Below are 25,875 nucleotides of genomic sequence, written 5' to 3'. Positions count from 1 at the left end.
GGCGTCACCCCTCCAGGCCGGCCTCGACGTCGGTGACGAACTGTTCACCGCCGAACATGGCGCCCGGTGTGCGGTCCGACCAGCGCTCCTGCACCGCACCGTAGGTCTCATCGGCGAAGGGGTAGAAACGGACCCGAGGCAGCACATCGGGGGCGTATTCCACGTAGTAGTCGACGAACTCACCGACCCGGGGATCCTCCTCGATGGCTGCGGTCGAGACGTAGATGAACAGCGGACGGGCCAGCAGGTAGGAGCCGTCCTGGGTCTCGGCGAGGGCCGGCATGACGCCATCGACCGCGACGTTGGTGATGAGATCGCGTTGCTCCTCGTCGGCGGCCAGATAGTTGCCGACTCCCATGAAACCGAGCGCGTTCTCGTCCTCGGCGATCCACGTGGCCAGCTCGGCCATGTCGTCAGTGTGCCGGTAGTCGTCACGAATGGCGCCGGCCTCGCCGTTGATGGTGTGGGTGAAGAAGTCGAACGTGCCCGAACCGCTGCCGCGGCCGAACAGGGCGATCTCCTCGTCGGGCCAGGTGCTGCGCACATCCGACCAGGTCGTGACCGTCGAGCCCGGTTCGAAGATCGCGGCGAGCTCGGCGGAGGTCAGATCGGTGGCGAAGTCGTTCTTCTCATGCCGGACCACGGTGAGGGCGTCCAGCCCGATCGGCAGCTCCACGAACTCGACGCCGTTCTCCTCGCACGTGGCGAGCGCCTCGGCCGGGATCGCGGTGGAGGCATCATTGATGGCGGTCTCACCGGCGCAGAAACGCTCGAAGCCGTCGATGGTGCCCTCGGCGGCCACGTTCACGTCGAAGCGGCCCTGGGCGGCCATGGCCCCGGTGATGGGGGCGACCGTTGCCGAGCCCGAGACCTCGATGGAGTCGTTGTCGGCCTCGCCGCTGCACGCCGACAGCAACAGGGCGCACGCCAGCGTCGGGATGGTGAGACGGGTGAGGTCACACATCGGAGTCCTCCTCGGGTGTCGAGGGCTGGTCCGCAGGGTCGGACTCAGTGGTGCTGCGTGGGCGTCGGATCTCGGCGAGGGCCTCTTCGAAGAACTCGAGGAGCTTGCGCCAGTTGACGGTGGCTTCCTGCATGTAGCGATCGAGATGTTCGGCTTCCAGATGCTGGGCCGCCTCGACGGCGTCGAAATCCTCGGGCTCGGGCTGATGGGCGCGCAGGGATGCCAGCTCGGTGCGCAGCCGTGCCGCGGTCGCTTCGGCCTCGGCGAGCATCCGCTCCAGTTCGGCTTCGATCTGCTGGGGGGAGCGGGATTCGTTCATGGGTCGGTCCTCTCAGAAGAGCTGGGGCACCAGGATGAGCAACAGTGGCAGGGCGACGAACACCCCGAGGGTCCACACCGCTGCCCAGAGCTTGCGTTCGGCCGAGTGCTTGGCGAGGAACTCCGCGCACCGTGGTGGTACGACGCGCAGGAACGGGAGGCCGAAGATGATCACTGTGGCGAGGACGTTGAACATCAGGTGGACGAAGGCCGCCTGCATGGCCAGGGTGCCCTCGATGCCGGAGAACCCGAATGCCGCGATCAGGGCCGTGATCGTGGTGCCGATGTTCGCGCCGACGGTGAAGGGGTAGATCTGACGCAGGGTGAAGGCGCCCGAACCGGCCAGAGGCACCGCGAGGCTCGTGGTGGTGGAGCTCGACTGCACCATGATCGTCATGATCATCCCGGAGAAGATGCCGGTGACCGGGCCACGACCGATCGCGGCATGGAGTACCTGTTTGGCCTTGCCGACCATGAGGCCCTTCAACAGCTTCCCGATGGTGTTGATCACCGACAGGATCAGGGCCACACCCGCGACGATGAGGATGATGCCGGTCACCACATCGGGCAGGCCGACCGCCGACACGATTGTCTCGATGAGGTCCGACAGGGGTGAGGTCGCGGCCTTCACCGCGGTGCCCAGGCCGCCGAAGATGGCGGCGACGATACCGCCGTCCGACCCGGAGGTGGCGCCGGCGAGCCATCCCGAGACCCGATCGAGGACTCCGAACATCAACTCGAGCGGGAGGAGGATGAACACCGCCATGAGGTTGAAGAAGTCATGCACCGTGGCCGCGGCGAAGGCCCGACGGAACACCGACTTGTCCTGGGCCATGCCGAGGCTGACCAGCGTATTGGTCATGGTCGTGCCCAGGTTGGCGCCCATCAACATCGGGATGGCGACCTCCATCGGCATGCCGCCCGCGGTGAGCCCGACCACGATCGAGGTCGTCGTCGACGACGACTGGGTCAGTGCCGTGGCCAGCAGGCCGATCATCAGCGCGATGAGCGGGTTGGAGGCGAAGGTGAACAGCTGCTCGGCCTGATCGCCGGTGGCGGTCTTGAACCCACCACTGATCACCTGCACCGCGGTGATGAGGATGTAGACGCCCACGAGGACGCCCACCCAGTCACGGATGCTGGCCGCGCGACCCTCGAGCGGGATGAAGCTCAGCGGGCTCGCGGGTGGGGGACCGTCGTCGGCCCCGGCATCGGTGGCCGGACCTTCAGTCGTGGGCTGATCAGTGACCGTCAGAGCGCTGGACGTCGCAGCGTCGTGGTCGGACTCCGGGGAAGGGTTGATGTTTCCTTCGGCGTTCTCCGCCATGACTCTCTCCGATGCGTGGATCAGCAGGGCTATGGAGAGACTAGGGGGCCGAAGTGGATGTGAGGTGAACCACATGTGAAATCTTGTGCCATGCGTCCGAGCGAGGGCGTTCTCGCGGCGATCACCGCCAGGTGGCCACCTCTTCCAATGCGGCGCGCACGGTGGCGATGGCGGTGTGGCCCGCGCTCGCCTCACGTGCTGCGGTGAAGACGGAGCGATGTGGCGCGTCGGGAAGGTCCACCAGACGCACCGTGGGGGTGGAGGTGTGCACCAGCCCTGGTAGGAGCGCCACGGCATTGCCCGTCTCGACCAGACGTACATGCGCCTGCAGATCAGCGGTCTCGAAACGGATGTCGGGCTCGAAACCGGCCCGGCGGCATGCCTGCTCCGCCCAGTGCCGCGTCGCGGTGCCCGGTGGCTCCATCACCCACGGCAGATCGGTGGCGTCCTCGATACAGGTGACCTCGTCGAAGGCTGCGCCGGTGCCGGACGGTGGAAGAGCGAGGCTGATGAGGTCGGAGGTCAGGGGGATGCGATCCAGCCCGGGAAAGTGGGGCGCCGCGTGTCCGGGGTAGTGCTCGGCCACCACCAGGTCGAACCGACGCGCCCATGTCTCCGACAGGGCGGTTTCGGGCTCGTACTGCACCAACTCGACGCGCAACTCCGGCGCGGTGCGTCGGATGATCTGCAGGGCGGCAGGGAACAGGGCGAGCACTGCGGTCTGGAAGGAGGCCACCCGGATCCGGACGCCGACCGCGCCGGACTGCAGGACGGACTCGGCCCGCTCCATGTCGTTCAGCAGACGCTCGACCTCGACGACCAAGGCCTCGCCGGTGGCGGTGAGCTCCAAGCGGCGCCCCACCTTGCGCAGCAGCGGTGTACCGGCCTCACGTTCCAGCAGCGAAAGCTGCTGGGACACCGCCGAGCGGGTGTAGTTCAGCGCGTCGGCGACCTCGGCGATGGTTCCGCGCGTGTGGAACTCCCACAGCAGGCGGAGCCGCTTCATGTCCAGCATCGGCCCTCCGTCACCCTTCCCCAAAAGTTCAGTAAAAGTGAATTCTATCTGGAAGAAATGATTACTTTACGTCACCTCTTTTGCATCGCACACTGGAGCATCAAGACATGCCCACCGGCCGATGGAGGCGGTGGCATGTGACATCCACAAGACGCTGCGTCGTCGAAAGGCCGATCGCCATGACCCACCCATCCCATGACGTCCGACCCCAGGATCTTGCCGACGAGACGATCGAGCTGGTCCAGCGCTGGCTGCGCGACGCAGCCCACGAGCCGGTCGAGCCGGCGGCCCAGCAGCTGGCGGGCGTCCTGCAGGATCCGAACGGCCTGGACTTCACCGTGGGATTCGTCGACGGTGTCATCCGCCCCGAGGATGTGAATGCGGCGGCGTCGAAACTCAAGGAACTGACGCCGCTCACCCCGGCCTTCCTGCCGGCGGTCATGCGCCATGCGATCGGCCTGGGCGGCGCGGTGGGTCCCCTGCTGCCGCAGGTCGTGGTGCCCATCGCGCGGCGTGTGCTCCGCCACATGGTGCGCCACCTCATCATCGACGCCACCGACTCCAGGCTCGGCCCCGCGATCCAGAAGGTGCGACGCGACGGCGTCCGGTTGAACGTCAACCTCCTGGGCGAGTACATCCTCGGTGAGAAGGAGGCCGCCCGGCGCATCGAGGGCACCAGGCGTCTGCTCGAGCGCGACGACGTCGACTACGTGTCGATCAAGGTGTCCTCGACCGTTGCCCCGCACAACCACTGGGCCTTCGACGAGGCCGTCGAGCACATGGAGCGCGAGCTCGTGCCGTTGTTCCGGATCGCGGCGGAGGCGACGCCGAACAAGTTCATCAACCTCGACATGGAGGAGTACAAGGACCTCGATCTCACCATCGCGGTGTTCACCCGTCTGCTCGAGCGTCCCGAGTTCGCCCACCTCGAAGCGGGCATCGTGCTGCAGGCGTACCTGCCCGATGCGCTGGGGGCCATGATGTTCCTGCAGGATTGGGCCGCCCGCCGCGTCGATGCCGGCGGTGCTCCGATCAAGGTGCGCGTGGTCAAGGGAGCCAACCTGCCCATGGAACACGTGGACGCCATGATCCACGGCTGGCCACAGGCCACCTGGGGCACCAAACAGGACAGCGACACCAGCTACAAGGCCGTCCTCGACTACGCGTTGCGCCCCGAGCACGTCCGCAACATCCGCATCGGCATCGCCGGGCACAACCTGTTCGACGTTGCCCTGGCGTGGCTGCTGGCCAAGGCCCGTGGAGCGCAGGACGGCGTCGACGTGGAGATGCTGTTGGGCATGGCCACCGGTCAGGCCGAGGTGGTGCGACGCGAGGTGGGCTCGCTGCTGCTGTACACGCCGGTGGTGAAGCCCGCCGAGTTCGACGTGGCCATCGCCTACCTGATCCGTCGCCTGGAGGAGGGGGCGAGCCAGGAGAACTTCATGTCGGCGGTGTTCGAGCTCCACGACGACACGAAGCTGTTCGCCCGGGAACGAGATCGCTTCCTCGCCTCGCTCGCCGACCTGGAACAGATCACCGGCGACGGGCGTGTGGAGAACTTCCAGGTGCCGCTGCCGAACCGTCGTCAGGATCGACGGGTCCCGGTCGCCGACGTGGAGGCCCGCGTCGACGCCTGGACCGAGGGCGGCTACGAAGGTTTCACCAACACCCCCGACACCGACCCCGATCTTCCCGCCGCACGCGTCTGGGGCCGAGAGATCGCCGGACGCATGGTCGAATCGCGCCTCGGCTGTGATCTCCGGGACTCGGCCACGGTCAATGACGCCGATGAGATCGACCGCATCATCGCCCGTGGCCTCGACGCGGCGCAGTCGTGGCGGGATCTCGGCGTCACCGAACGTACTCGCATCCTGCATCGTGCGGGCGAGATCCTGGAATCCAAGCGCGCCGAGCTGCTGGAGGTCATGGGGTCCGAGTGCGGCAAGACCCTCGATCAGGGTGACCCCGAGGTCAGTGAGGCCATCGACTTCGCCCACTACTACGCCGCACTGGGCCAGGAGCTCGAGAAGGTCGACGGTGCGGAGTTCACGCCGTCTCGGCTCGTCGCGGTGATCCCGCCGTGGAACTTCCCGACCGCCATCCCCGCCGGTGGTGCGCTCTCGGCCCTGGCATCGGGAGCGGCCGTGGTGTTCAAGCCGGCGCCCGCGGCGTCACGCACCGGTGCGGTGATGATCGAGGCCCTCTGGGAGGCCGGTGTGCCGCGTGAGGTGCTGCAGTACGTGCACATCACCGACCGCGACGTGATGACCGGACTCATCGCCGACGAGCGCGTCGATCGGGTCATCCTCACCGGTGCCTACGACACGGCGGTGACCATGCGTCAGGCGCGCCCGGACCTGCCCATCCTGGCCGAGACCAGCGGCAAGAACGTCACGATCGTGACCCCGAACGCCGACCTCGATCTCGCGGTGCGCGACATCGTCCAGTCGGCCTTCGGCCACGCGGGGCAGAAATGCTCGGCGTCGTCGCTGGTGATCTGCGTCGGATCGGTGGCCGATTCGCCACGGTTCAACCGGCAGTTGCGTGACGCGGTGGCGTCGCTGAAGGTCGGCACCCCCGATGATCTGCGGACCCAGGTGGGCCCGGTCATCGCGCCGCCGTCGGGCAAGCTCCTGCGCGGGCTGACCACGCTCGGCGAGGGCGAGTGGTGGATCCAGGCCCCCACACCGATCACCGATGCCGGTCCGCTCTCCCGCGACGGCGATGGTGAGGTGAAGCTGTGGCGGCCGGGCGTCCGCGGAGGCGTCAAGCGTGGGTCCGAGTACCACCACGTGGAGTACTTCGGGCCGATCCTGGGCGTCATGACCGTCGACACTCTCGAGGAGGCCATCGAGATCGTCAACGAGATCGAGTACGGCCTGACCTCGGGCCTGCAGTCGCTCGACCGTGACGAGATCGCCCTCTGGCTCGACCGCGTCGAGGCCGGGAACCTCTACGTCAACCGCGGGATCACCGGCGCGATCGTGCGCAGGCAGTCCTTCGGGGGCTGGAAGAAATCGGCGATCGGCCCGGGGACCAAGGCCGGTGGGCCCAACTATCTGCATGCCTTCGGTGAGTGGTCCGACGCTCCGGCCGCAGCCGGTGACCCTCGTCCAGTGGCGGCTCCGCTGCTGGCAGAAGCCGAACGGCTGGGGCTGGACGCCGATGCCGTGGCGTGGCTGAGTGAGGCCATGGCCAGTGACGCTCGGGCGTGGGACGACGAGTTCGGCATCGCCCGCGACGCATCGCAGCTCGGCGTCGAACGGAACCTGCTGCGCTACCGCCCCGAGACCGTGACCATCCGCGTCGCCGCCGATGCCGAACCGCACCACGTGCTGCGGGCACTGGCGGCGGCCCTGGCTGCGGAGGCGACGCCGGTGGTGTCCACGGCGGTGCCGCTGCCCGGTGAGGCTGCGCGGATCGTCCAGGAACGAGGTGCGACCGTCGTGGTGGAGGACGACGCCGCGTGGGCCGATCGGGTGCGGAACCTGGCGGCCCTCGAAGGCCCCGATGCAGGCGTCCGTATCCGCGTCGTGGCAGGGGCCTCCCGCGCCGATGTGCTGGCTGGGATCACCGAGGCCAGCGGCGGTAAGCCTGACATTGCGGTGTATGGGGGAGAGGTCGTCCGTGCCGGACGGGTGGAGATGCTTCCGCACCTGCGCGAGCAGGCGGTCTCGATCACCGCACACCGCTTTGGCACGCCCTCACACCTCACCGATGGCCTGATCTGATTCCTGAGGGGGCCACCTCTGCGTTGTGCCGCGTCTGCCCGGCACAACGTAGAGGTGGGGCGGAGGCTCACAACTCCAGGCTCGGGTAGAGCCGCGCAACGGTCACCACGCGCTTTCGGCTCGACACGAACGCGCTCAGCGTCAGGGCGCCGACGCCGAACGCCAGCAGCATCACCGCCGAATGCGCCACACCGAGGGTGTTGCCGCCGGCGATGAGTCCGCGCAGCCCCTCCACGGCATAGGTCATGGGCAGGAAGGGTGCTATGGCCTGGAAGAACGGTGGCGTGGTCTCCACTGGATAGGTGCCACCGGCCGCGCCGATCTGCAACATCAGCAGGATGAGGGCGACGAGCCGCCCCAAGGATCCCAGCAGGACCACACACAACTGGTGGACCGCATGGAACGATGCGGCGACGAGAATCGCGAACGCGATCGTTGCAAGCCAGCTCGGCACCGTGAAATCCAGGGTGAAGGTCAACACCGTGAAGATCACCAGCACCTGCAGCACGCCGAAGAACATGCCGGGCGCATATCCCGACCAGGCGATCCGCCACGACCTGGCCGACGACGCCAGTGCCCGGTAGGGGATGGCGTTGAGCACCATGTAGGTGATCATGCCGCCGATCCACAGCGCGAGCGACAGGAAGAAGGGCGCCAGGCCTTCGCCGTAGGCCTCGACGGCATGGTCGCGCTGGGCATCGCCCTCCACCGGCACGGCGACCACGTCGGATCGGGTGTCACGGTCCGCGGACGAATAGGTCGGTACGGAATCGGCGCCTTCGGCGATGCCGTCGGAGAGTTCACCTGCGCCCTCGTCCAGTTCACCTGCGCCCTCGTCCAACCGGTGGGCGCCGTCGTCGAGTTCCACCAACCCGTCGGCCAGGTCGCGTCCGCCTTCGGCAGCCGTGCTCGACGCCTCGGCCAACCGACCGGCGCCGTCGTTCACCTCCGATGCTCCGGTCTTGAGTTTCGCGGCTCCGTCATCCAACTGACCAACGCCGTCATCGAGAGTGACCAGACCCTCGTGCAGACGATCGGCCCCGTCGGCCACCTGTGTGGCGCCCTCATCGAGCCGGTGGATCTGCCCGGCCGCCTCGTCGATGCGATCGGCGGCCGAATCCACGGTGTCGCGCACACCTCGGCGAGCCGACTCGACGTCATCGGCGGCCGCATCTGCGCGTGAATGGGCATTCTCCAGGTCGGTGGCCATCGTCTCGAGTTCCTGGGACAGCGCCTGCACATCCGGGTCATCGGGGTACTTCGACGCCAACTCGTCCGCCCGTGTCTGCAGATCGCCGACGGTCTGATCGTGCGCATCGGAGAGTGCCTGGCGGCTGTCGCTGATGATCGGCGTCGCCTTCTGATCGAACTCGTCGACGCGATCCCGCACCCGTGCAGCCTTGGCATCCACTTCATCGGCCTTGGTGGAGAGCTTCTCGGTGCCATCAGCGACCTGCCGGGCGCCGTCGGCGAGGTCCCCGGATCTGTCGGCGGCCTCCGATGACCCCTCTCGCAAGCGGTTGGTTCCATCGTGAAGGTCGGATGCTCCAGTGGCGAGCCGTCCGGTTCCGTCAGCAAGCCTGTCCGCGCCGTCGGACAGTTCACCCAGACCGTCGGCCAATTCGCCGGCACCCTCACGGGCGGTGCCGGTGCCCTCGGCCAGGGTTCCGGTGCCCTCGTGCAGATCCGACGCCCCATCCGAGACCTTCTGGGCACCATCGGCGGCCTCGGTCATCTTGGCCTGGATCTCGTTGAAACCGATGTAGACCTGATCCACGTACTTCGCAGTCGTGGTCTCGTTGAGGTTGCCCCGGATCGTCTCCAGGACCTGTTGGGCGACTGTGCCCACGATGTAGTTGTGCGCGTCGTCGGTCTCCAGGGTCAGCTCCGCTTTCTGGGGGTGGTCCTTGCCGCTGGAGGCGATGTTGGCCGAGAACCCGCGGGGGATGTGCAGCACCGCTGCGTAGGTGCCGTCGTTCAGTCCCGCGGCCGCTGTCTTTGCGTCCACCTCGGTCCAGGTGAACCCGGCGTCATCGGAAGTGGTGAGTTCTGAGGTGAGTTCGTCACCGGCATCGAGGTGTTCGCCGGGAGTGCCGTCGGGGCTGTCGGGCAGTTGCGCACCGGTGTCGAGGTTGACGACCGCGGCGTCGAGCTGATCGAGATTCTCGGTCGGGTCCCAGTTCGACGCGAGATACAGGCAGCCGTAGATGGCGGGGATGAAGGCGATCACGACCGTCGCCAGACGTGCGAGGGTGTTGCGGCGGAAACGGCTGAGTTCGAGTCCGGGGAGTGTGTACATTCAGGTCTCTTTCCCAGGCAGGAGCACCTGTTGCACAGGTGCGAAGTCGTCGGCCTCATCGGCGAAGGCGTCGAGGAGCTGCTGGAGTTCGGTGGTCTCCTGGCAGGTGGCGATGAGGGTGGTGGTGGGGACGCTGAAGTCCTGGCGCAGGCTGCTGAGCTGCAACAACAGCAGCCATGCCCAGAGTCGGTCCTTCTGGGTGCGGAGCAGGTCGACATCATCGACGCCCACGATTTCGGTCTTCGAGATGCAGGCCAGAACGATCTCCACGGTCAATCGCTGCAGATCGTTGAGTTCGTCGATGTAGGCGTCAGGACGGAGCTCCAGGTCGGGTCGTTCAGCCAGACCGAGTCGTTCCATGGCGGCAGGTGACAGTGCGTCGAACCGGTCGCCCAGATGGGCAGCGATGTCGAGGTACTCGTCCATGGCGCGATCGACAGCCCGCCGACTCGCCACCGGCAGATACCAGGGTCGGTTCATGATGATGCGCTCGGCCAGATGTTGGCGCACCGTCATCGAGTTGTCGAGCGCGGTGAGCGCATCGACATTGGCCACCGCCGAGTGCTCTCGGACGCGACGCGCTCGGCGAGGAAGTTCGAACCCCGCCACGTGGCCGCCACCGGCGTCGAATGTCATGCGGCCGAGGATCCCCAACAGCAGCATGGTCTTGCCTGTGCCCTCGGGTCCGGCGAGGACCACGAGTTCGCCGGCCCTGGCGGTGAACGACACGTCGCGATAGGCATGGTTTTCGCCGGTCCTCTTCGTCAAGTCGTGGACGCTGATCATGGGTGCCGATGCTCCGGTGGATTCGCTCGGCTGGTCGGTGAAACCGATCTGGTCCAGGCCCTCCTCATCCTTTGCGGCGGGGGCCACCTCGTCAGATTTCACGTCATCGGGTTCGACGTCGGGAGTGTCTGCGGTCATGCGTGGGTGACCTGGGTGGACGCTCGGGCGTCGAGCACATCCTCGAGAGCGGTGATGACGCGTCGCAGCGCGGCGAGATCGCTCTCGGGGAGCTGCCTGAGTGCGGGGGAGAGAAGCTCCGCGGCGCGGGCACGGGCGTCGGTGAGCTGTCGTTCGCCTGCCGGCGTCAGGGCGAAATTGCGGACGCGACCATCGGTGGCGCTCGTGGTGCGCACCACCCATCCGTGGCGTTCGAGCTTGGCGAGGAGCTGTGAGGCCGATGGCTGGGTGCAGCCGTAGTGGCGGGCGAAGTCGGAGACGGTGATGGGCGCTTCGGCCTTGATGACCGAGAGTGCGGGTGTCACCGATCCGAGGGTTTCCAAGCTGGGATCGCGGGTGAGCATGCGGATGCTGCGTCCGGCCACGTGCACGAGGTCGGCGGTCAGGGAGTCATCAATCACATTCGCAAACTATATAGTTTGCGTATGCATGATCCAAGCGGTGACGGATACCCTCGGGTGGGGTGCCTGCCCAGTCGCCGATGCCCGACCGCGCCGAGACCTCCCCGGTCAGCCGTTTTCAGCGGCTGGACCACGCTGCCGTACGGCGTTCTGCAGCCAATCTCCAACGCCGCGTCGAGGCGCGTTTCCCCGGACGCAGCCTGTGGGAGGTGGGGGCCGAGCTCGTCGCGCTGATCGACGAGGTCGGATCAAACGAAGGTGACAGCAGACGCCGGGTGCGCGCAGCGCGCGTGGCCTCTCGCGTGGGTATGGCGCTCGTGCTGCTGTTCTTCGGTGGGGCGATCGGGCTGGCCGCCACGGAGATTGCGGCCAGCCCGGACTCCCTCACCGTGCTCGACTGGCTGCCGCTGATCGAGACGATCATCAACGACGTGGTGTTCGGCGGCATCGCGGTGTTCTTCCTGTACACGGTGCCCGAACGTATGGAGCGGGCCCGTGTTCTGCGCATGTTGCACCGGTTGCGTTCGCTCGCGCACGTGATCGACATGCACCAGCTCACCAAGGTTCCCGAGCGGCTCCATCAGGGTTCGCGCGACGACGGTGGCCTCGGGCTCACGCGCGATGAGTTCACCATCTACCTTCATCAGTGCTCCGAGATGCTCTCCCTCGGCGGCAAGACCGCAGCGCTCTTCGGCGAGGAGACCACCGACGGCGAGATCCTCGACGCCGTCGGTGGGATCGAGACACTCACCTCCGACATGGCCAGGAAGGTCTGGCAGAAGATCGCTCTCATCCCGGCTGACGAGAACCACGGGTGATGGCCCGGTAGTGTGACGCCGCGATCCGAGAAATGCCCATCGAACGGACATCGCACCAGGCGATGCCGGAGGAGTGACCTCGTATGGACATGGTGTCCACCGTCGTCGGCGTCATCAACGAATGGCTCTGGTACGGGGTGACGGTCGTGCTGATCGTCATCGGTCTGTACCTGAGCCTGCGCACGAAGGGCGTGCAGCTCAGCATGCTCCCGGAGATGTTCCGGGTGGTGAAGGAGCCATCGATCGATGATGACGAGGGCAACAAGCAGATCTCGTCGTTCCGGGCGTTCACCATCTCGGCGGCGGCCCGCGTCGGCACGGGCAATATCGCCGGTGTGGCCCTGGCGATCAGCCTCGGTGGTCCGGGGTCGGTGTTCTGGATGTGGCTGCTCGCATTGATCGGTGGGGCCACCTCGTTCGTGGAGTCGACGCTCGCGCAGGCCTACAAGGTGCGCGACAAGGAGTCCTTCGTCGGCGGCCCTGCCCATTACATGGAGCGCGGGCTCGGCAGGAAGAAGATGGCAATGGCCTTCGCGGTCATCATGATCTTCACCTATGGCTTCGTGTTCGCGTCGGTGCAGTCCAACTCGGTCATCGACGTTCTCACCACCTCGGTGCGGTTCGAGCCCGGAACCCCCGAGTTCACACGCTTCGCCGCGATCGTCGGCGTCGTGCTCACCGTGGTGGCGGGGTTCATCTTCTTCAGCGGGACCCGCGCTCTCTCGGGCGTGACGGTGGTGGTCGTGCCGATCATGGCCGTCATCTACCTGCTGATCGGTGCCGTCATCATGGTGATGAACGCCAACGAACTGCCCGGGGTGATGGCCGACATCGTCCTCAGCGCGTTCGGGATCCGTGAATTCGCGGCGGGCACCTTCTTCGCGGTGGTCATCAACGGCGTCCGCCGTGGCCTGTACTCCAATGAGGCGGGTATGGGGTCGGCGCCGATCGCGGGGGCGGCCGCGTCGGTGTCGCACCCGGCGAAGCAGGGCTTCGTGCAGACCCTCGGCGTCTATTTCGACACCTGGCTCGTCTGCACGGTCACCGCGTTCATCGTGCTGCTCTCGAATCCGGTCTACGGCGACGAGGCCCGTGGCGCGAGTCTGACGCAGGAGGCCATGGCGTTGCAGTTGGGGGACTGGGCCATTCACTTCCTGACCGTGGCGATGTTCCTGTTCGCCTTCAGCTCGGTTCTGGGTGCCTATTACTGCGGTGAGGCCAATGTGAAGTATCTGTCGTCGTCGCGCACGGTGTTGAACGTCTATCGCGCCATCGTCTGCGGGTTCGTCTTCTGGGGCGCGGTTGCGAGCCTGGACCTGGTCTGGGCGATGGCCGACGTCACGATGGGCATCATGGCGACGCTCAACCTCGTCGGCGTCATCATGCTCGCGGGCGTGGCCGCCCGCTTGTTGGCGAACTATCGAGAGCAGCGGCGTCGTGGCCTGGACCCGGCATTCCACGCCGATGACCTCAAGATCCACGGCATGGACGCTTGGGATGGATCGGACCCGGTCACGCGTCGGGAATGAACCCCATGGGGGTGCATTCGGCGCGTCCGGGCAGGAGTACAGTCGGCAGAACCGACACGGGGTGCTGTCTGCGCAGAACGGCAGGCAGCTGAGATGAGACCCGGGGAACCTGCTCCAGCTAGCACTGGCGAAGGGATGTCACATGCCAGACCTGCAATCCGGCCGAACGATCGACGCTGCGCTCTGCGGCGAACTTCGTGACCAGCTGCGCGGCACCGGACCGCTGGTGCAGTGCATCACGAACTCGGTGGTCACCAACATCACCGCCAACATCCTGCTCGCTGTGGGTGCGGCCCCGGCGATGGTCGACATCGTGGGGGAGGCCGGCCCGTTCGCCGGCGTCGCCAACGGGCTGTTGTGCAACACCGGGACGCCTTTGCCAGAGCACCGGGACGCCATGCGTGAAGCCGCCGCCGCAGCCGGGGAGGCCGGTACGCCGTGGGTGTTGGATCCCGTCGCGATCGGGGCTCTTCCGCACCGCACGAAACTGGCCTTCGACCTTGTCGCTCTCCGCCCCACCGCGATCCGAGGCAATCCCTCCGAGATCCTCGCACTCGCCGGTGGCACCGGGGGGCGCGGCGTCGACAGCACCGACGCCCCCGAAGCCGCGCTCGACGCAGCCCGTGGCCTCGCCGAGCGATCCGGCGCGGTAGTCGCCGTCTCCGGTGCCACCGACTTGATCACCGATGGGCGCCGCGTCGTGCGCGTCACCGGTGGCGATCCGATGCTGACCCGGGTCATCGGCACCGGATGTTCGCTCGGGGCGCTCGTGGCAGCCTTCCTCGGCTCCGGGTCGGAAGAGGTGACGCCGCTTGAGGCGGTCACCGCCGCGCATGCCCTGATGTCCGTCGCAGGGGAACAGGCCGCCGGCGTCGGGCCGGGGTCGTTCGCCGTGGCCCTGCTCGATGCGTTGGACGCCATCGATGGTACGGCTCTGGCTGAGTGCGCTCGGGTCACGGAGAACTGACATGACGGGTTTCGACCGGGATTACGGCATCTACCTGGTGACCGACCGCGGGCTCTGCGGTGAGAGGGGAGTGCTCGACACCGTGCGGCAGGCCGTCGACGCCGGTGTCGGGTGCGTCCAGTACCGCGAGAAGCACGCCTCGGACGCCGAGCAGCTCGCCGAGATCGCTGCACTGGCCGAGATCATCGACCGGCGGGTTCCCCTGCTCGTCAACGACCGGCTCGACCTCGCCATCGCCGCGCGTCGGCGGGGGATCGTGGTCGACGGCGTTCACCTCGGGCAGGACGATGCGCCGGTGGGGGAGGCCCGAGCCGTTCTGGGCCCGGACGCGATCGTGGGGCACAGCGCCGAGACGATCGAGCAGATCACGGCGATCCCCGGTGGGGTCGATTACATCGGTGTCGGTGCGGTGCACGCCACGCGTACCAAACCCGATCACCCACCCGAACTCGGCATCGACGGGTTCGCCGACCTCGCGGCGCGTTCTCCGCTGCCCTGTGTGGCGATCGGTGGCATCCAGATGGCCGATGTGGCGCCCCTGCGTCGGTCCGGGGCGGTGGGTGCGGCCGTGGTGTCGGCGATCTGTGCCGCCGATGATGTGGCGAGCACCACAGCCGAACTCGTGCGTGAGTGGGACAGAACCTCTTTTGCCTGATGGCTCAGGTGTGCTGAACTTGACCTCACCCTGCACCTGACAGCACCGGGCACCTGACAGCACCAGGCGCCAGACAGCACCAGGCACAACGACCGGGGAGGCCCCATGGAAGCCCTGAACGACGCCATCGCCTTCATCAATGAATACCTCTGGTACGTGGTGTTCATCATCCTGGTGGGCGCGGGAATCGCACTGACCGTGATGACGAAGGGCGTGCAGATACGGCTGCTCCCCGAGATGCTGCGTGTGGTGAAGGAACCCGCGATCGATGATGCTCAGGGCAACAAACAGCTCTCGTCGTTCCGGGCGTTCACCATCTCGGCCGCGTCCCGGGTCGGCACGGGCAATATCGCCGGTGTGGCCCTGGCGATCAGCCTCGGTGGCCCGGGTGCGGTGTTCTGGATGTGGCTGTTCGCGATCCTGGGCGGGGCGTCGGCCTTCGCCGAATCGGCTCTCGCGCAGGCCTACAAGATCCGCGGCAAGGACGCCTACATCGGTGGCCCCGCCTACTACATGGAGCGTGGCCTGAACAAGCGTCCGATGGGCATCGCGTTCGCCATCATCATCTGCATCACCTACGGCTTCGTGTTCAACTCGGTGCAGTCCAATTCGATCGTCGACGCACTGGGCACCTCGCTGCAGATCGACCCGGATTCGACCCAGGGCCTCGTCCTCGGGGTCATCATGGGCGTCATGCTTGCTGCGGTCACCGGGATCATCATCTTCAGCGGTGTGCGGACGCTCTCTGGCTTCACCCAGATCGTCGTCCCGGTGATGGCCGTGCTGTACCTCATCATCGGAGCCGCCGTGGTGGTCATGAACATCGAAGCGGTTCCGGGGATGATCTCCGACATAGTCCTGGGTGCCTTCGGGATCCGTGAGTTCGCTGTCGGCGGGTTCTTCGGGGTCTTCATCCAGGGGCTCAAGCGCGGTCTGTTCTCCAACGAGGCAGGTATGGGTTCGGCCCCCAACGCCGGTGCGGCCGCGTCGGTGTCGCACCCGGCCAAACAGGGTTTCGTGCAGGCGCTCGGCGTCTACTTCGACACCATCATCGTGTGCTCGATCACCGCGTTCATCGTGCTGCTCTCCAACCCCACGTTCGGTGACGAGAAGCAAGGGGCATCACTCACGCAGAGCGCGCTGGAGATGCAGCTCGGCTCCTGGGCGGTGCACTTCCTGACCATCGCGATCTTCATGTTCGCGTTCAGTTCGGTGATCGGGAACTACTACTACGGTGAATCCAACCTGTACTTCATGACCAAGAGCAAGGGCCTGCTCGTGGCCTACCGGCTCGTGGTGTGCCTGTTCGTCGCGTGGGGTGCCATGTCCAGCCTGGGGTTGGTCTGGTCGCTCGCCGACGTGGTGATGGGCATCATGGCGACCTTGAACCTCGTGGCGGTGCTGATGCTCGCCAAGGTCGCGGTGAAGCTGCTGACCAACTACACCGACCAGCGCAAGCAGGGGCTCAACCCGGTGTTCCACCACGCCGACCTGGGGTACGAGGGCATGGACACCTGGGACGGTTCGGACCCGGTGACGCGCCGGGACTGACCTCAGTCGGGCAGGGCGGCGAAGGCGCGTTCGAGCTTCACCGCGGCCGGCAGCCTGGAGGTGAAGCCGGTGGGCAGCAGTCGGGCGGGCAGCGTCTTGGTGGCCTTCTTCACCGACCACGTGCCCACGGCGCGCGCCCCGGAGATGATCGTCGGCTTGAACATGCCGTTGTTGCCGGGCACCACGAGCTGTTCGTGGCGTTTCGCGAGCGTGGCGGTGCGGTCGGCGTAGCCGAGGATCAACTCGTCGAACCCGGGCAGCAGGTGGATGGCGTCGATCTGCTCCCGATGCTGTGCGGCGCGGTCGGGCGTGGCCGGGTCCATCCAGTGGGCGGTTCCGTCGATGTCGAGGCGTTCCAGCCCCGACGCGTCCGTGATGCCGGCACGCACATCGGCCATGGTCAGGCCGGTCCACCTCGCGAAATCCTTCTCCGTCGCCGGGCCGTGGCTGCGGAAATACATCTCGGCCCAGCGCGCGAGTGCCTCCTCGCGGCTGGGTTCGTCACGGGTGCCTGCCCATGCGTCGAGATCCACGAAGCGGGTCTCGGTGCCGTCGTGCGGGCCCTGTGCCATGCGTCCCATCTGGCACAGCAGCAGGAACAGGTGGTAGCCGCGGCCCTTGACCTCGTCGACGCCCAACGACTTCCACGCCTCCAGCACCGCTGCTCGAGGGAGTGGGCCCTGCTCGGCATGGGCGGTGGCGAACAACTCCCATGCGCGCTCGATCATCGTCTCATCGATACCGAGTTCTTCGCGGCGTCGCCGCGACTGCGCGAACGTGCGCGGGTGTGTCAGACCGGTCATCCAGCCGATGTCACGTGCAGGTACGAGGTGCAGGGTGCCGCGCATGGGCCAGGAGCGCACGATCTGGCCGGAGTCGAGCGCATCGCGGACTCCGGCCAACGAGCGGTCCGGGGTCCGGAGGGCGACCGAGGTGAGGGCTCCGGGTAGATCCTGAGCCTGGACGCATCCCAGCCATGTCACAACGGACGCAGCGTCCGGCAGGTCGAAACCCGCCAGACGCTGCGCCGCGATTCGCCAACGGGCGATGTCAGTGGATGCCTCGAGCATGGGACCAGCGAATCACACCGCCCTGGAAGCGCTGAGTGCACTCCAGCCCCTTGGTCCCGACCGTGCACCTCTCCGCCTCGACCGGATACCCGAAGCGGCCGCGTTCCCAACCTGTGGATGCGTAGTGCTCGCCGATCTTGCCGATCACCGGGTGTGCTCCGGTGCCCATCGTCCAGTAGATGAGGCCACCCTCGTAGGACTGGAAGCAGCCACCGTCCTTCAACACGCAGGCTTCCGGTCCGGTCGGGTAGCCCATGCGTCCGGCCTCCCAGCCGAGGCGTCCCCATTCCTTGAAGATCTCACCGCGGACGAAGTGCGCGCCGGTGTGCCGTTGCCAGTAGATGTGGCCGCGGTCGAAGCGCTGGAAGCAGCCGCCGTCACGCAGCCAGCATTGTTCTTCGATCTGGGCCGGGCCCATGACCCCGTCGACCCCGCCGATACGGTTCCACTCGCCGAGGATCGCGCCCTTGATGATCAGGCCACGACGCCCGTCGGGACGCCATGTGATCGTGCCGCCCTGAAACTCCTGCACGCAGTAGCCGTGGCGACAGATCTCGTCGGTGGTGGGGTAACCGAGGAACCCGGTCTCCCATCCCTGCTGGCCCCAGCGACGATCGATGTCGCCACGCACGAAATGCGCTCCTGTCGCTGGCGACCAGTAGATGCGGCCGTGTTCGAATGCCTGGAAACAGCCACCATCGCGCAGGAAGCACGCCTCGATGCCGGTCGCCCTGCCCATGACGCCCGTCGCGCCACCCAGCGACCCCCACTTGGCGCGGATCGCGCCGTGGACGGCGATGCTCTCATCGCTGTTCACCGGAGCCCACACACCCAGGCTGCCATGCACCTGGGCGGTCTTCTTGCCCTTCACCGGAACGGTGAGGAAACCCTGACCGTCGGTCACGTACTGCTGGGAGTGGTTCCCGGTGACATCGCGGTACTTCTGGTTCGCATGTTCGCGGCCCATGTTGACCCGTACGTGGGTGTCCACGGTGGGAACATTCGCGACCACTGTCGCCAAGCCCGTGCCCCGGCTGTCGCCCTCACGGACGCTGGCCACGACCTGCTGCCCCTCGGCCACCGTTCCCGGTGTCTGGAACAGCTCGACGCGCTGGTTGCCCTTGGCGAACTGTTTGCGTGCCTTCAGAAGTGCGGCGATCGTGTCGTGGTAGGGCGTCTTCTCGCTCATGTACGAGGCGTTGGTGGTGTACATGTCGCCGTAGAAGACGGTCGGAACCGTGCCGGCGTTGGTGAGCAGGATCGCGTACATCGATGGCACGTTGACCGGCGACAGCGTCTTGTCGACCTTCTTGAGGTCGGCGTTGTAGTCGTTCAGCGCAGCCCGTTCGAGCTCCTTGGTGTACTCCTCCTCGAACGAACGGGGCACAGCGTCGCCCCACTGATGGTTCGGGGTCATGCCGAGCCGCTTCATCATGGCGAGGTTGACGCGGTTCTTCTCCTGGTCATGGTTGTTGACGAACGACCAGTTGGGGCGTGCCGGCTGCCCGGGGTTGATGCGATCGACGGCGCTGTGGCGTCCCTCGAACGACTCGCGCAACCACGCGGGGTGATCGCGTCGCCCGAGCGTTCCCTGCATGTTGTAGAACAGATCACCATCCATGGCGAGCTGGCGGTTGCCACGGGAATCCAGATAGCCGTTCTGGTCGTCGTAATAGGCCTCGAGGTAGCTGGTGTACTTGCTGCGGTCGCCGCCGAAGTGCTGGCTGGTGACCTCGTCCTCGATGGCCAGGATGTCGGTGTCGTAGTGCGCGGCGGCATCGATGCGGAAACCGTCGAGCTTGTAGGTCTCGAGGAGCCACTTCATCCAGTGACGCTGTTCGGCCTGCACCTCGGGATCGGTGTTCTTGAAATCGTTGCCGACGAGGAACTCATTGCCGAAGCTCTGGTCCAACGGCCCGTGGGTGTCGAACAGCATCTGGTCATCCCAGTCGATGCCCGATTCGTCATTGGCGAAGGTCGGCTCCTCCGAGCGACTGCCGTAGGCGTCCTGAGTGGACAGGTACGCGTCACGGCAGGCCCAGATGGCGTTGTCGCCGGGCTCCTCGAGCTGCGCGGCACGGGTGTAGGGGCAGGTCTCCCGGTTGGCGCGGTCGAGCGCGAAATCGGTGAATCCGGGGTCGGCCTTGAGGATGGTCGGTTTCCAGTTGCCGGCGGTCAGCTCGAAGGCGCCGCGGGCCGAGAGATACCCCTCGACGTCGTTGATGCCGAGCGACTGGTCCCACCACTGCGGCGGGTTGTTACCCGAGGCCTGCTTGACACGGTACGGCTTGCCGTCGGCGTCCTTCAGCACATCACCCATGCCCAGCTGCTGCAGTGAGGAGCCGTTGAAGTGGTTCTTGTTGAACTCCTTGATGCGGCCGTACTTCTCCTGGCCGGGGCCACCACCCTTGGTGTATGCGAGGTAGACCTCATCCTGGATGTCCGACGGCTCGTGCGTCGTGTACTGGTTCTGGAACCGGTTGCCGTGGTGGTCGACGCGGCTGACGCGCACGGCCTCCTGGCCCTCGAGGCCCATCATCTGGTTGGGAACGAGGTCCATCTGGCCGCGCAACCCAGCGCCGTGGAGGTCGTCCATGAGCGCCTTCAGCTCGTCGGAGGTGCCGTATTTGGTGGCCCGTTCGTTGTTCAGGCCCTTGGGGAATTCGCCGAGGTCGTAGCGGTCGGCGATCGCGTAGCCCTCCATGTAGCGGGCCATGCCGAACGAGCGGTAGCCCGGTGGAAGCCACACATCGGTGACGCCCCATTCCTTCAGCTGGTCGGCATGGTCGCCGAGCCGTTGATAGGTGTTGCTCTCGTAGGGCTGGTACAGGCTGAAGCCCTGGAAGATGACTCGGTCGTCGAGTTCGGGTGCCGGGGTCATGGACGACGTCATGGGGGTCTGCGGTGCCGGATCTGTCTCGGGGAAGGCAGCATCGGCTGTCGTCCCGACGAATGCCGTCGTCAGGCCGACCACGAGAGTGCTGACGCTCGCGGTCAGCCTCTTGAATGTGAGCATGAGAATCTCCTCAACCGGTGTGTGGTATCAGGTCACCATGCGGAGTCAAGGGCGGCTTGGCGACACGCTGTGCGATGCGGCGTGAGATCAAACTGTGACGTAGGTATTCGAAAGTCGTTCGGTGAGGTGTTCCGGCCCTGTGGGCCGGGGCAAGATATCAGACGGGAATCTGAGGTGTGTTGAGTGCAGAAAACCCCGCCACGCCGCGGTTTGGGGGTGGAATCCGCTGTGATGACGTGGTTACTCTGGTGACCGTCCTGATGACCAACGGAAAAGGAACCATCAATGACGAAGAAGGAAATCCTCGAGGCCATGGCCTCTGCTGCCAACATCAGCCAGGCTGATGCTGACAAGGCTCTCGGTGCCCTCATCGACTCGGTGACCGGCACCGTGGCCAAGGGCGACAAGGTGACCGTGCCCGGCCTCGGCACCTTCGAGAAGCGCGACCGTGCAGCCCGCACCGGCCGCAACCCCGCCACCGGTGAGGCGATGGAGATTGCCGCCACCTCCGTCCCCGGGTTCAAGGCTGCTGCGCAGTTCAAGGCCAAGGTCTCGGGCAAGAAGTGAACTGACTGATTTCTGTTCAAGCGCCGGGCATCTTCAGGGGTGCCCGGCGCTTGTGTGTCGTGATGGGAAATCATGGGGTGGACCCCGCTCGACGTTTCAGGAGACTGGCATGACCGATGACCTCGAACTCACCACCGACGTGATCCGGGCGCTGCCCAAGGTGTCGCTCCACGATCATCTGGATGGTGGTCTGCGTCCGTCGACGTTGGTCGACCTCGCCGAGGACGCCGGTCACGAGCTGCCCACCACCGACCCCGAAGAACTGGGGGAGTGGTTCTTCAACGCGGCCAACTCCGGGTCGCTGCCGCGGTATCTCGAGACATTCGCCCACACCACCGCCGCCATGCAGACCGCTGACGGGCTGCGTCGCGTCGCCAAGGAATGGGTGCTCGATCAGGCCGCCGACGGGGTCGTCCTGGCCGAGGCCCGTTGGGCTCCGGAGCAGCACCTGACGAAGGGGCTCACGCTCCATGAGGCCGTCGACGCCGTTGCGGCAGGACTCACCGAGGGCATGGACGAGGCGCGGCTCGACGGCGTCGAGATCGTGGCCTCGCAGATCATCACCGCGATGCGTCATGCCGATCGTTCACCGGAGATCGCGGACCTCTACTTGGATCGACGAGACGACCCTTCGGCCCGTGTGGTGGGCTTCGACATCGCCGGTGCCGAGGACGGGTTCCCGCCGAGCAAGCACACCGAAGCCTTCGCCCGGCTGCGGGAGAACCTTGCGAACATCACGATCCATGCCGCCGAGGCGGCGGGCGTCGACTCCCTGCGCGATGCTCTGACGCAGGGCGCTCAGCGCATCGGGCACGGCGTGCGGGTGGTGGAGGACATCGACCTCAGCGGGTCGATCCCGCGGCTGGGGCGGGTGGCTTCGTTCGTCCGTGACCACCGGATCCCGCTGGAGGTGTGCCCGAGCTCGAACCTTCAGACCGGTGCCACGTCGACCGACCTGTCCCAACACCCGGTGCGGCTGCTGGATGAACTGGGGTTCACCCTCACCATCAACTGCGACAACCGTCTGCTGGGCCGGACGTCGTTGACCGCCGAGTTCCAGTCATTGGTCGAAACCTTCGGCTATGAGCTCGATGACCTCAAGCGCTTCACCGCGAACGCGGCGTGGGCAGCGTTCACCGATGTCTCCACTGCCGATCGGATCATCGAGCGGTTGCACACCTTCCCCACCGTGGGCGATTGACCCTCGGCCACGTCGAGGTGACGCCGCCCGGGATCAGGGCAGGGCTCGCACGCGCGTGTTCTCGCCGTCGTTGACGACGAGGAATTCGCCGGAGTAGCCGTCGAGCGCGTTGTATCCGCCGGTGACGCGTTCGACCTCCGCGCCGGTGGCGGCGTCGAGGATCACGGTCTCCTCGTCCCCGGCCCCACGGATCACGAAGGCGACCTCTCCCAAGGACGGAAGGGCATATGGCTGGGTGCTGACGCCGTCACCACTCGACGGCTCGAAGCGCCACAGCTCATCGCCGGTGGCGACGTCGAAGGCGGCGACCGATGCACCGTCGCCGGGCACCACGATTCCGGGCGCCCCGGAACCGGCCTCCAAGGTGTCTGCGGGAATCAGTGCGTTGAACGCGCCGTAGGAGTCCTCGCGCGCTTGGCCGCGTCGGTCGAGGTCACCGGGAGCCGGTACGTGCTGGAATTCATCCAGTACGAAGACACCTTTCTCATCGGGGACCCCGACCCAGAACGCATCCGCCCCACCATCGGGAGTCTCGGGGTTGGGGACGATGTCGTCCCGGATGCAGTAGGGAGCAGGATCGGCCGTACGCACGATGTGCCGCAGGCAGTAGTCCTTCTGCGGCGGGGCAGCAGTGAACGTGGCCTTCCCGACCTTGTCGTCGTCGTTCCACGAGGCGATGTCGATCGAGCCGGCGATGCGTTGATTCTCGAGGGGGTCGGTGAAGGCGAGCAGCAGCGTGTCGTCGTCGAGTTCGGACAGGTCAGCCTGGACGCCCTGATTCGCATATTCGCCCAAGGCATCGTTGAGTCCCAGAACATCGGTCCGACCTTCGCGAAGGTCGTAGCGATGGAGGCCCGACCCCATACCGTCGGACGTGAACACATAGATGGCTGATCCGTCGCGGCTGTGGGCGTGTCCGCTCTCGATGCGATCACCCGGCATCTTGAACGGCTCGCCGTTGAGTTCGCCGGTCTTCGGGTCGATCGCTGCGGCCACCGTCACCGGCTCGGCGGGAGAGCCCGTGGAACAGTCACCCTCCATCTCGGGCGTGGGGCCCATGTAAAGGCCCGTCAACCAGCCGCCCTCGACCTGTCCGGTGCTCTGCAGGATCAGCACCGAGGCATTGCTGCAGTTCATACGCTCGGCCATGTCCGCTTCCCATACGATCTCGCCGCTGTCCCAGGACAATGCACTGACCCCGGTGCCGTCGTCCTGTGCGTAGACATGGTGCGCGTCGGCGATCACCGCCATGGACCCGTCCATCCGCGTCGGCGCGGGGGTGGACCACAGTTCGCCCGCCTCGGGGCTCCACGCCATGAGCTTCTTGCCGTCGGTCAGCAACAACCGGTTGTCCCCATCGTCGGCCACAGGCCGCCAGAAACCCTCGTGCTCGTGCCAGATGGGCTCTGGTTCAGGTGCGGCGCTGGTGGGCGTCGGTGCCGGGGCGTTCGTCTCCTGCTCGGGTTCGGCGCCGGGCTTCCAGCACCCGGATGTGGCCAATGCCAAGGCCATGAGGACGCCGACCAGCGTCCATCGACGTCTCCGTACCGGTTTCATTCGCATGTCTCATCCCCCTGTTCCCAGCAGACCACGCGGATGAGGGCCCTGCAAGGTCTTTTCGGGATTCTGGCGTGAGAATCGTTGTCAGGACGTGGCCACGGTTGGTGTCATAGGCTGGCCCCCATGACCTCTGTGCTCACCGCCGTTGCCTGGCCGTACGCCAATGGACCCCGCCATATCGGACACGTCTCCGGGTTCGGGGTTCCGTCGGATGTCTTCGCGCGTTATCAGCGCATGATCGGCAACGACGTGTTGATGGTCTCGGGCACCGACGAGCACGGCACACCCATCTCGGTGCAGGCCGAGAGTGAGGGTGTCTCGCCGCGGGAGCTCGCCGACAAGTACAACCGGGTCATCGTCGAGGACCTGCAGGGCCTGGGGCTCACCTACGATCTGTTCACCCGCACCACCACGCGCAACCACTACAAGGTGGTGCAGGACCTGTTCCTCACCCTGTACGACAACGGCTACATCGTGGCCAAACCCACCAAGGGGGCGATCAGCCCCTCGACCGGACGCACCCTGCCCGACCGCTACATCGAGGGCACCTGCCCGATCTGTGGTGACGACGGCGCGCGCGGTGACCAGTGCGACAACTGCGGCAACCAGCTCGATCCCATCGATCTGAAGAATCCTCGTTCGCGCATCAACGGTGAGACCCCCAAGTTCGTGGAGACCGAACACTTCTTCCTGGATCTCCCCGCCCTCGCCGAGCAGCTCGGCACCTGGCTGTCGCAGCGCACCGACTGGCGTCCCAATGTGCTCCGGTTCAGCGAGAACCTCCTCAAGGACCTGCGGCCGCGCGCGATCACCCGCGACCTCGACTGGGGTGTGCCGATCCCGCTCGACGGTTGGAGCGATCAGTCGATGAAGCGTCTGTACGTGTGGTTCGACGCCGTCACCGGCTACCTCTCGGCGTCGATCGAATGGGCCAGGCGCATCGGCGACCCCGACGCCTGGAAGCGTTTCTGGCTCGACGAGAACGCGCAGGCCTATTACTTCCTCGGCAAGGACAACATCGTCTTCCACTCGGTCATCTGGCCTGCACTTCTGTTGGGGCAGAACGGTCAGGGTGTCAAGGGCGGCGAGCCCGGGGCGTTCGGCGAGTTGAACCTGCCCACCGAGGTCGTCTCCTCGGAGTTCCTCAACATGGCCGGCTCGAAGTTCTCGACCTCCCGCGGCAAGGTCATCTACGTCACCGACTTCCTCAAGGAGTTCGGCCCCGACGCACTGCGTTACTTCATCGCCATCGCCGGGCCGGAGAACCAGGACACCGAATTCACCTGGGACGAGTTCGTGCGACGCAACAATTCCGAGCTCGCCAACGAGTGGGGCAACCTCGTGAACCGCTCCATCTCCATGGCCCACAAGAACAACGGTGCGATCCCGCATCCCAACGAGTTCCACGCCATTGACACCGAGCTGTTGGAACTCTCCAAGGCCGGTTTCGCCACGGTGGGGGATCTCCTCGGCAAGAACCGCTTCAAGAACGCTGCCACCGAGGCCATGCGCATCGCCTCGCACGCCAACCGCTACCTGTCGGAGACCGAACCCTGGAAACTCAAGGAGGATCCGGCCCGACGCGACACCGTGCTCCACACCGCGCTCCAGGTGGTCAGTGATGTCAACACGATGATGACGCCCTTCCTGCCGCACTCGGCCCAGAAGATCCACGAAGCACTCGGGGGAGAGGGCGTCTGGGCGGCGCAGCCCGAGATCCGCGAGGTGAGCGAGGAAGGCAACACCGATTACCCGGTGCTCATGGGTGACTACGCGAGTGAACAGGCCGAATGGGGATCACGCCCGGTCAAGACCGGGACGCCTCTGGCCAAGCCCAAGCCGCTGTTCGGAAAGCTGGACGCCGAGCTCGCCGAGACCGGTCCGGAGTGGGCGCCCATCGTCTGAGATGGTCGACTGATGTTC

General features: G+C 66.2%; 19 protein-coding genes and 1 riboswitch. Of the genes, 9 read left to right on the top strand and 10 right to left on the bottom strand.

Annotated features, from left to right (window positions below):
- Positions 1-4: 4 nt before the first annotated feature.
- The 4 genes from FB460_RS04410 to FB460_RS04395 form a co-directional block, all read right to left on the bottom strand.
- Positions 5-964: a PstS family phosphate ABC transporter substrate-binding protein gene (locus tag FB460_RS04410; RefSeq protein WP_142092856.1), complete on the bottom strand. Its 960-nt coding sequence runs from the start codon at positions 962-964 to the stop codon at positions 5-7.
- Positions 957-1,283 (bottom strand): class I SAM-dependent methyltransferase, encoded by a 327-nt coding sequence (locus tag FB460_RS04405; RefSeq protein WP_142092855.1) that lies wholly within the window; start codon positions 1,281-1,283, stop codon positions 957-959. Before FB460_RS04405 ends, FB460_RS04410 begins: the two co-directional genes overlap by 8 nt.
- A 12-nt stretch (positions 1,284-1,295) precedes the next feature.
- A complete protein-coding gene (locus tag FB460_RS04400) occupies positions 1,296-2,609 on the bottom strand; it encodes a Na/Pi symporter (RefSeq protein ID WP_142092854.1) in 1,314 nt (437 codons plus the stop codon).
- A gap of 121 nt (positions 2,610-2,730) precedes the next feature.
- Positions 2,731-3,624, bottom strand: a complete 894-nt coding sequence (locus FB460_RS04395; RefSeq protein WP_142092853.1) for a LysR family transcriptional regulator — start codon at positions 3,622-3,624, stop codon at positions 2,731-2,733.
- A gap of 179 nt (positions 3,625-3,803) precedes the next feature.
- Between FB460_RS04395 and FB460_RS04390 the strand changes: the two genes are divergently transcribed.
- On the top strand, positions 3,804-7,355 hold the full coding sequence (locus tag FB460_RS04390) for a bifunctional proline dehydrogenase/L-glutamate gamma-semialdehyde dehydrogenase (RefSeq protein ID WP_142092852.1): 3,552 nt from the start codon (positions 3,804-3,806) through the stop codon (positions 7,353-7,355).
- 67 nt (positions 7,356-7,422) lie between these two features.
- Here the strand turns inward: FB460_RS04390 and FB460_RS04385 are convergent, their stop codons facing one another.
- Genes FB460_RS04385 through FB460_RS04375 form a run of 3 tightly spaced genes read right to left on the bottom strand, consistent with a single transcriptional unit; the run spans position 7,423 to position 11,018 of the window.
- Positions 7,423-9,654: a YhgE/Pip domain-containing protein gene (locus tag FB460_RS04385; RefSeq protein ID WP_142092851.1), complete on the bottom strand. Its 2,232-nt coding sequence runs from the start codon at positions 9,652-9,654 to the stop codon at positions 7,423-7,425.
- Positions 9,655-10,578 carry an ATP-binding cassette domain-containing protein gene (locus FB460_RS04380; RefSeq protein ID WP_170209939.1) on the bottom strand — a complete coding sequence of 308 codons (924 nt, stop codon included), beginning with the start codon at positions 10,576-10,578 and terminating at the stop codon, positions 9,655-9,657. It abuts the gene before it with no gap.
- Positions 10,575-11,018: a MarR family winged helix-turn-helix transcriptional regulator gene (locus FB460_RS04375; protein WP_142092849.1), complete on the bottom strand. Its 444-nt coding sequence runs from the start codon at positions 11,016-11,018 to the stop codon at positions 10,575-10,577. Before FB460_RS04375 ends, FB460_RS04380 begins: the two co-directional genes overlap by 4 nt.
- Before the next feature lie 62 nt (positions 11,019-11,080).
- On the opposite strand from FB460_RS04375, the gene FB460_RS04370 reads away from it, so the two are divergent.
- The 5 genes from FB460_RS04370 to FB460_RS04350 all read left to right on the top strand — a co-directional run bounded on the left by FB460_RS04370 (position 11,081) and on the right by FB460_RS04350 (position 16,538).
- Complete coding sequence (locus FB460_RS04370; RefSeq protein WP_211345824.1) at positions 11,081-11,836, top strand: hypothetical protein; 756 nt, start codon at positions 11,081-11,083, stop codon at positions 11,834-11,836.
- 83 nt (positions 11,837-11,919) lie between these two features.
- Positions 11,920-13,365, top strand: a complete 1,446-nt coding sequence (locus FB460_RS04365; RefSeq protein ID WP_142092848.1) for an alanine/glycine:cation symporter family protein — start codon at positions 11,920-11,922, stop codon at positions 13,363-13,365.
- 47 nt (positions 13,366-13,412) lie between these two features.
- Positions 13,413-13,518: riboswitch (TPP riboswitch) on the top strand.
- Positions 13,508-14,332: a hydroxyethylthiazole kinase gene (gene thiM / locus FB460_RS04360; RefSeq protein WP_142092847.1), complete on the top strand. Its 825-nt coding sequence runs from the start codon at positions 13,508-13,510 to the stop codon at positions 14,330-14,332. Its footprint overlaps the riboswitch before it by 11 nt.
- 1 nt (position 14,333) lies before the next feature.
- Complete coding sequence (gene thiE / locus FB460_RS04355; RefSeq protein ID WP_142092846.1) at positions 14,334-14,987, top strand: thiamine phosphate synthase; 654 nt, start codon at positions 14,334-14,336, stop codon at positions 14,985-14,987.
- A 105-nt stretch (positions 14,988-15,092) separates the two neighbouring features.
- Positions 15,093-16,538: an alanine/glycine:cation symporter family protein gene (locus FB460_RS04350; protein ID WP_142092845.1), complete on the top strand. Its 1,446-nt coding sequence runs from the start codon at positions 15,093-15,095 to the stop codon at positions 16,536-16,538.
- 2 nt (positions 16,539-16,540) lie between these two features.
- Here the strand turns inward: FB460_RS04350 and FB460_RS04345 are convergent, their stop codons facing one another.
- Together FB460_RS04345 and FB460_RS04340 are read right to left on the bottom strand one after the other, a co-directional pair.
- Complete coding sequence (locus FB460_RS04345; protein WP_142092844.1) at positions 16,541-17,608, bottom strand: winged helix DNA-binding domain-containing protein; 1,068 nt, start codon at positions 17,606-17,608, stop codon at positions 16,541-16,543.
- Positions 17,589-20,624: a glycoside hydrolase family 70 protein gene (locus FB460_RS04340; RefSeq protein WP_142092843.1), complete on the bottom strand. Its 3,036-nt coding sequence runs from the start codon at positions 20,622-20,624 to the stop codon at positions 17,589-17,591. The genes FB460_RS04345 and FB460_RS04340 overlap by 20 nt, the downstream gene beginning before the upstream one ends.
- A gap of 285 nt (positions 20,625-20,909) precedes the next feature.
- Here FB460_RS04340 and FB460_RS04335 point away from each other — a divergent pair, with 285 nt between their 5' ends.
- Positions 20,910-21,191, top strand: a complete 282-nt coding sequence (locus tag FB460_RS04335) for an HU family DNA-binding protein (RefSeq protein ID WP_142092842.1) — start codon at positions 20,910-20,912, stop codon at positions 21,189-21,191.
- Positions 21,192-21,300: 109 nt separating this feature from the next.
- Positions 21,301-22,392: an adenosine deaminase gene (locus FB460_RS04330; protein WP_142092841.1), complete on the top strand. Its 1,092-nt coding sequence runs from the start codon at positions 21,301-21,303 to the stop codon at positions 22,390-22,392.
- Positions 22,393-22,425: 33 nt separating this feature from the next.
- Here the strand turns inward: FB460_RS04330 and FB460_RS04325 are convergent, their stop codons facing one another.
- A complete protein-coding gene (locus tag FB460_RS04325; RefSeq protein WP_142092840.1) occupies positions 22,426-23,955 on the bottom strand; it encodes an outer membrane protein assembly factor BamB family protein in 1,530 nt (509 codons plus the stop codon).
- 120 nt (positions 23,956-24,075) lie between these two features.
- Here FB460_RS04325 and metG point away from each other — a divergent pair, with 120 nt between their 5' ends.
- On the top strand, positions 24,076-25,857 hold the full coding sequence (gene metG, locus FB460_RS04320; protein WP_142092839.1) for a methionine--tRNA ligase: 1,782 nt from the start codon (positions 24,076-24,078) through the stop codon (positions 25,855-25,857).
- The last annotated feature ends 18 nt before the right edge of the window (positions 25,858-25,875 follow it).

It is taken from the genome of Propioniferax innocua (genome assembly GCF_006716235.1).
In the GTDB taxonomy this organism is placed as follows: Bacteria; Actinomycetota; Actinomycetes; order Propionibacteriales; family Propionibacteriaceae; genus Propioniferax; species Propioniferax innocua.
The sequence above is the reverse complement of the archived record's forward strand: the minus strand, read 5'-3'. Positions and strand labels throughout refer to the sequence as shown.

Bases quoted from the DNA above. Each gene is read 5' to 3' on its own strand.
- FB460_RS04410 (WP_142092856.1), bottom strand. From the start codon at position 964: ATGTGTGACCTCACCCGTCTCACCATCCCGACGCTGGCGTGCGCCCTG.
- FB460_RS04405 (WP_142092855.1), bottom strand. From the start codon at position 1,283: ATGAACGAATCCCGCTCCCCCCAGCAGATCGAAGCCGAACTGGAGCGG.
- FB460_RS04400 (WP_142092854.1), bottom strand. From the start codon at position 2,609: ATGGCGGAGAACGCCGAAGGAAACATCAACCCTTCCCCGGAGTCCGAC.
- FB460_RS04395 (WP_142092853.1), bottom strand. From the start codon at position 3,624: ATGCTGGACATGAAGCGGCTCCGCCTGCTGTGGGAGTTCCACACGCGC.
- FB460_RS04390 (WP_142092852.1), top strand. From the start codon at position 3,804: ATGACCCACCCATCCCATGACGTCCGACCCCAGGATCTTGCCGACGAG.
- FB460_RS04385 (WP_142092851.1), bottom strand. From the start codon at position 9,654: ATGTACACACTCCCCGGACTCGAACTCAGCCGTTTCCGCCGCAACACC.
- FB460_RS04380 (WP_170209939.1), bottom strand. From the start codon at position 10,578: ATGACCGCAGACACTCCCGACGTCGAACCCGATGACGTGAAATCTGAC.
- FB460_RS04365 (WP_142092848.1), top strand. From the start codon at position 11,920: ATGGACATGGTGTCCACCGTCGTCGGCGTCATCAACGAATGGCTCTGG.
- thiM (WP_142092847.1), top strand. From the start codon at position 13,508: ATGCCAGACCTGCAATCCGGCCGAACGATCGACGCTGCGCTCTGCGGC.
- thiE (WP_142092846.1), top strand. From the start codon at position 14,334: ATGACGGGTTTCGACCGGGATTACGGCATCTACCTGGTGACCGACCGC.
- FB460_RS04350 (WP_142092845.1), top strand. From the start codon at position 15,093: ATGGAAGCCCTGAACGACGCCATCGCCTTCATCAATGAATACCTCTGG.
- FB460_RS04345 (WP_142092844.1), bottom strand. From the start codon at position 17,608: ATGCTCGAGGCATCCACTGACATCGCCCGTTGGCGAATCGCGGCGCAG.
- FB460_RS04340 (WP_142092843.1), bottom strand. From the start codon at position 20,624: ATGCTCACATTCAAGAGGCTGACCGCGAGCGTCAGCACTCTCGTGGTC.
- FB460_RS04335 (WP_142092842.1), top strand. From the start codon at position 20,910: ATGACGAAGAAGGAAATCCTCGAGGCCATGGCCTCTGCTGCCAACATC.
- FB460_RS04330 (WP_142092841.1), top strand. From the start codon at position 21,301: ATGACCGATGACCTCGAACTCACCACCGACGTGATCCGGGCGCTGCCC.
- FB460_RS04325 (WP_142092840.1), bottom strand. From the start codon at position 23,955: ATGCGAATGAAACCGGTACGGAGACGTCGATGGACGCTGGTCGGCGTC.
- metG (WP_142092839.1), top strand. From the start codon at position 24,076: ATGACCTCTGTGCTCACCGCCGTTGCCTGGCCGTACGCCAATGGACCC.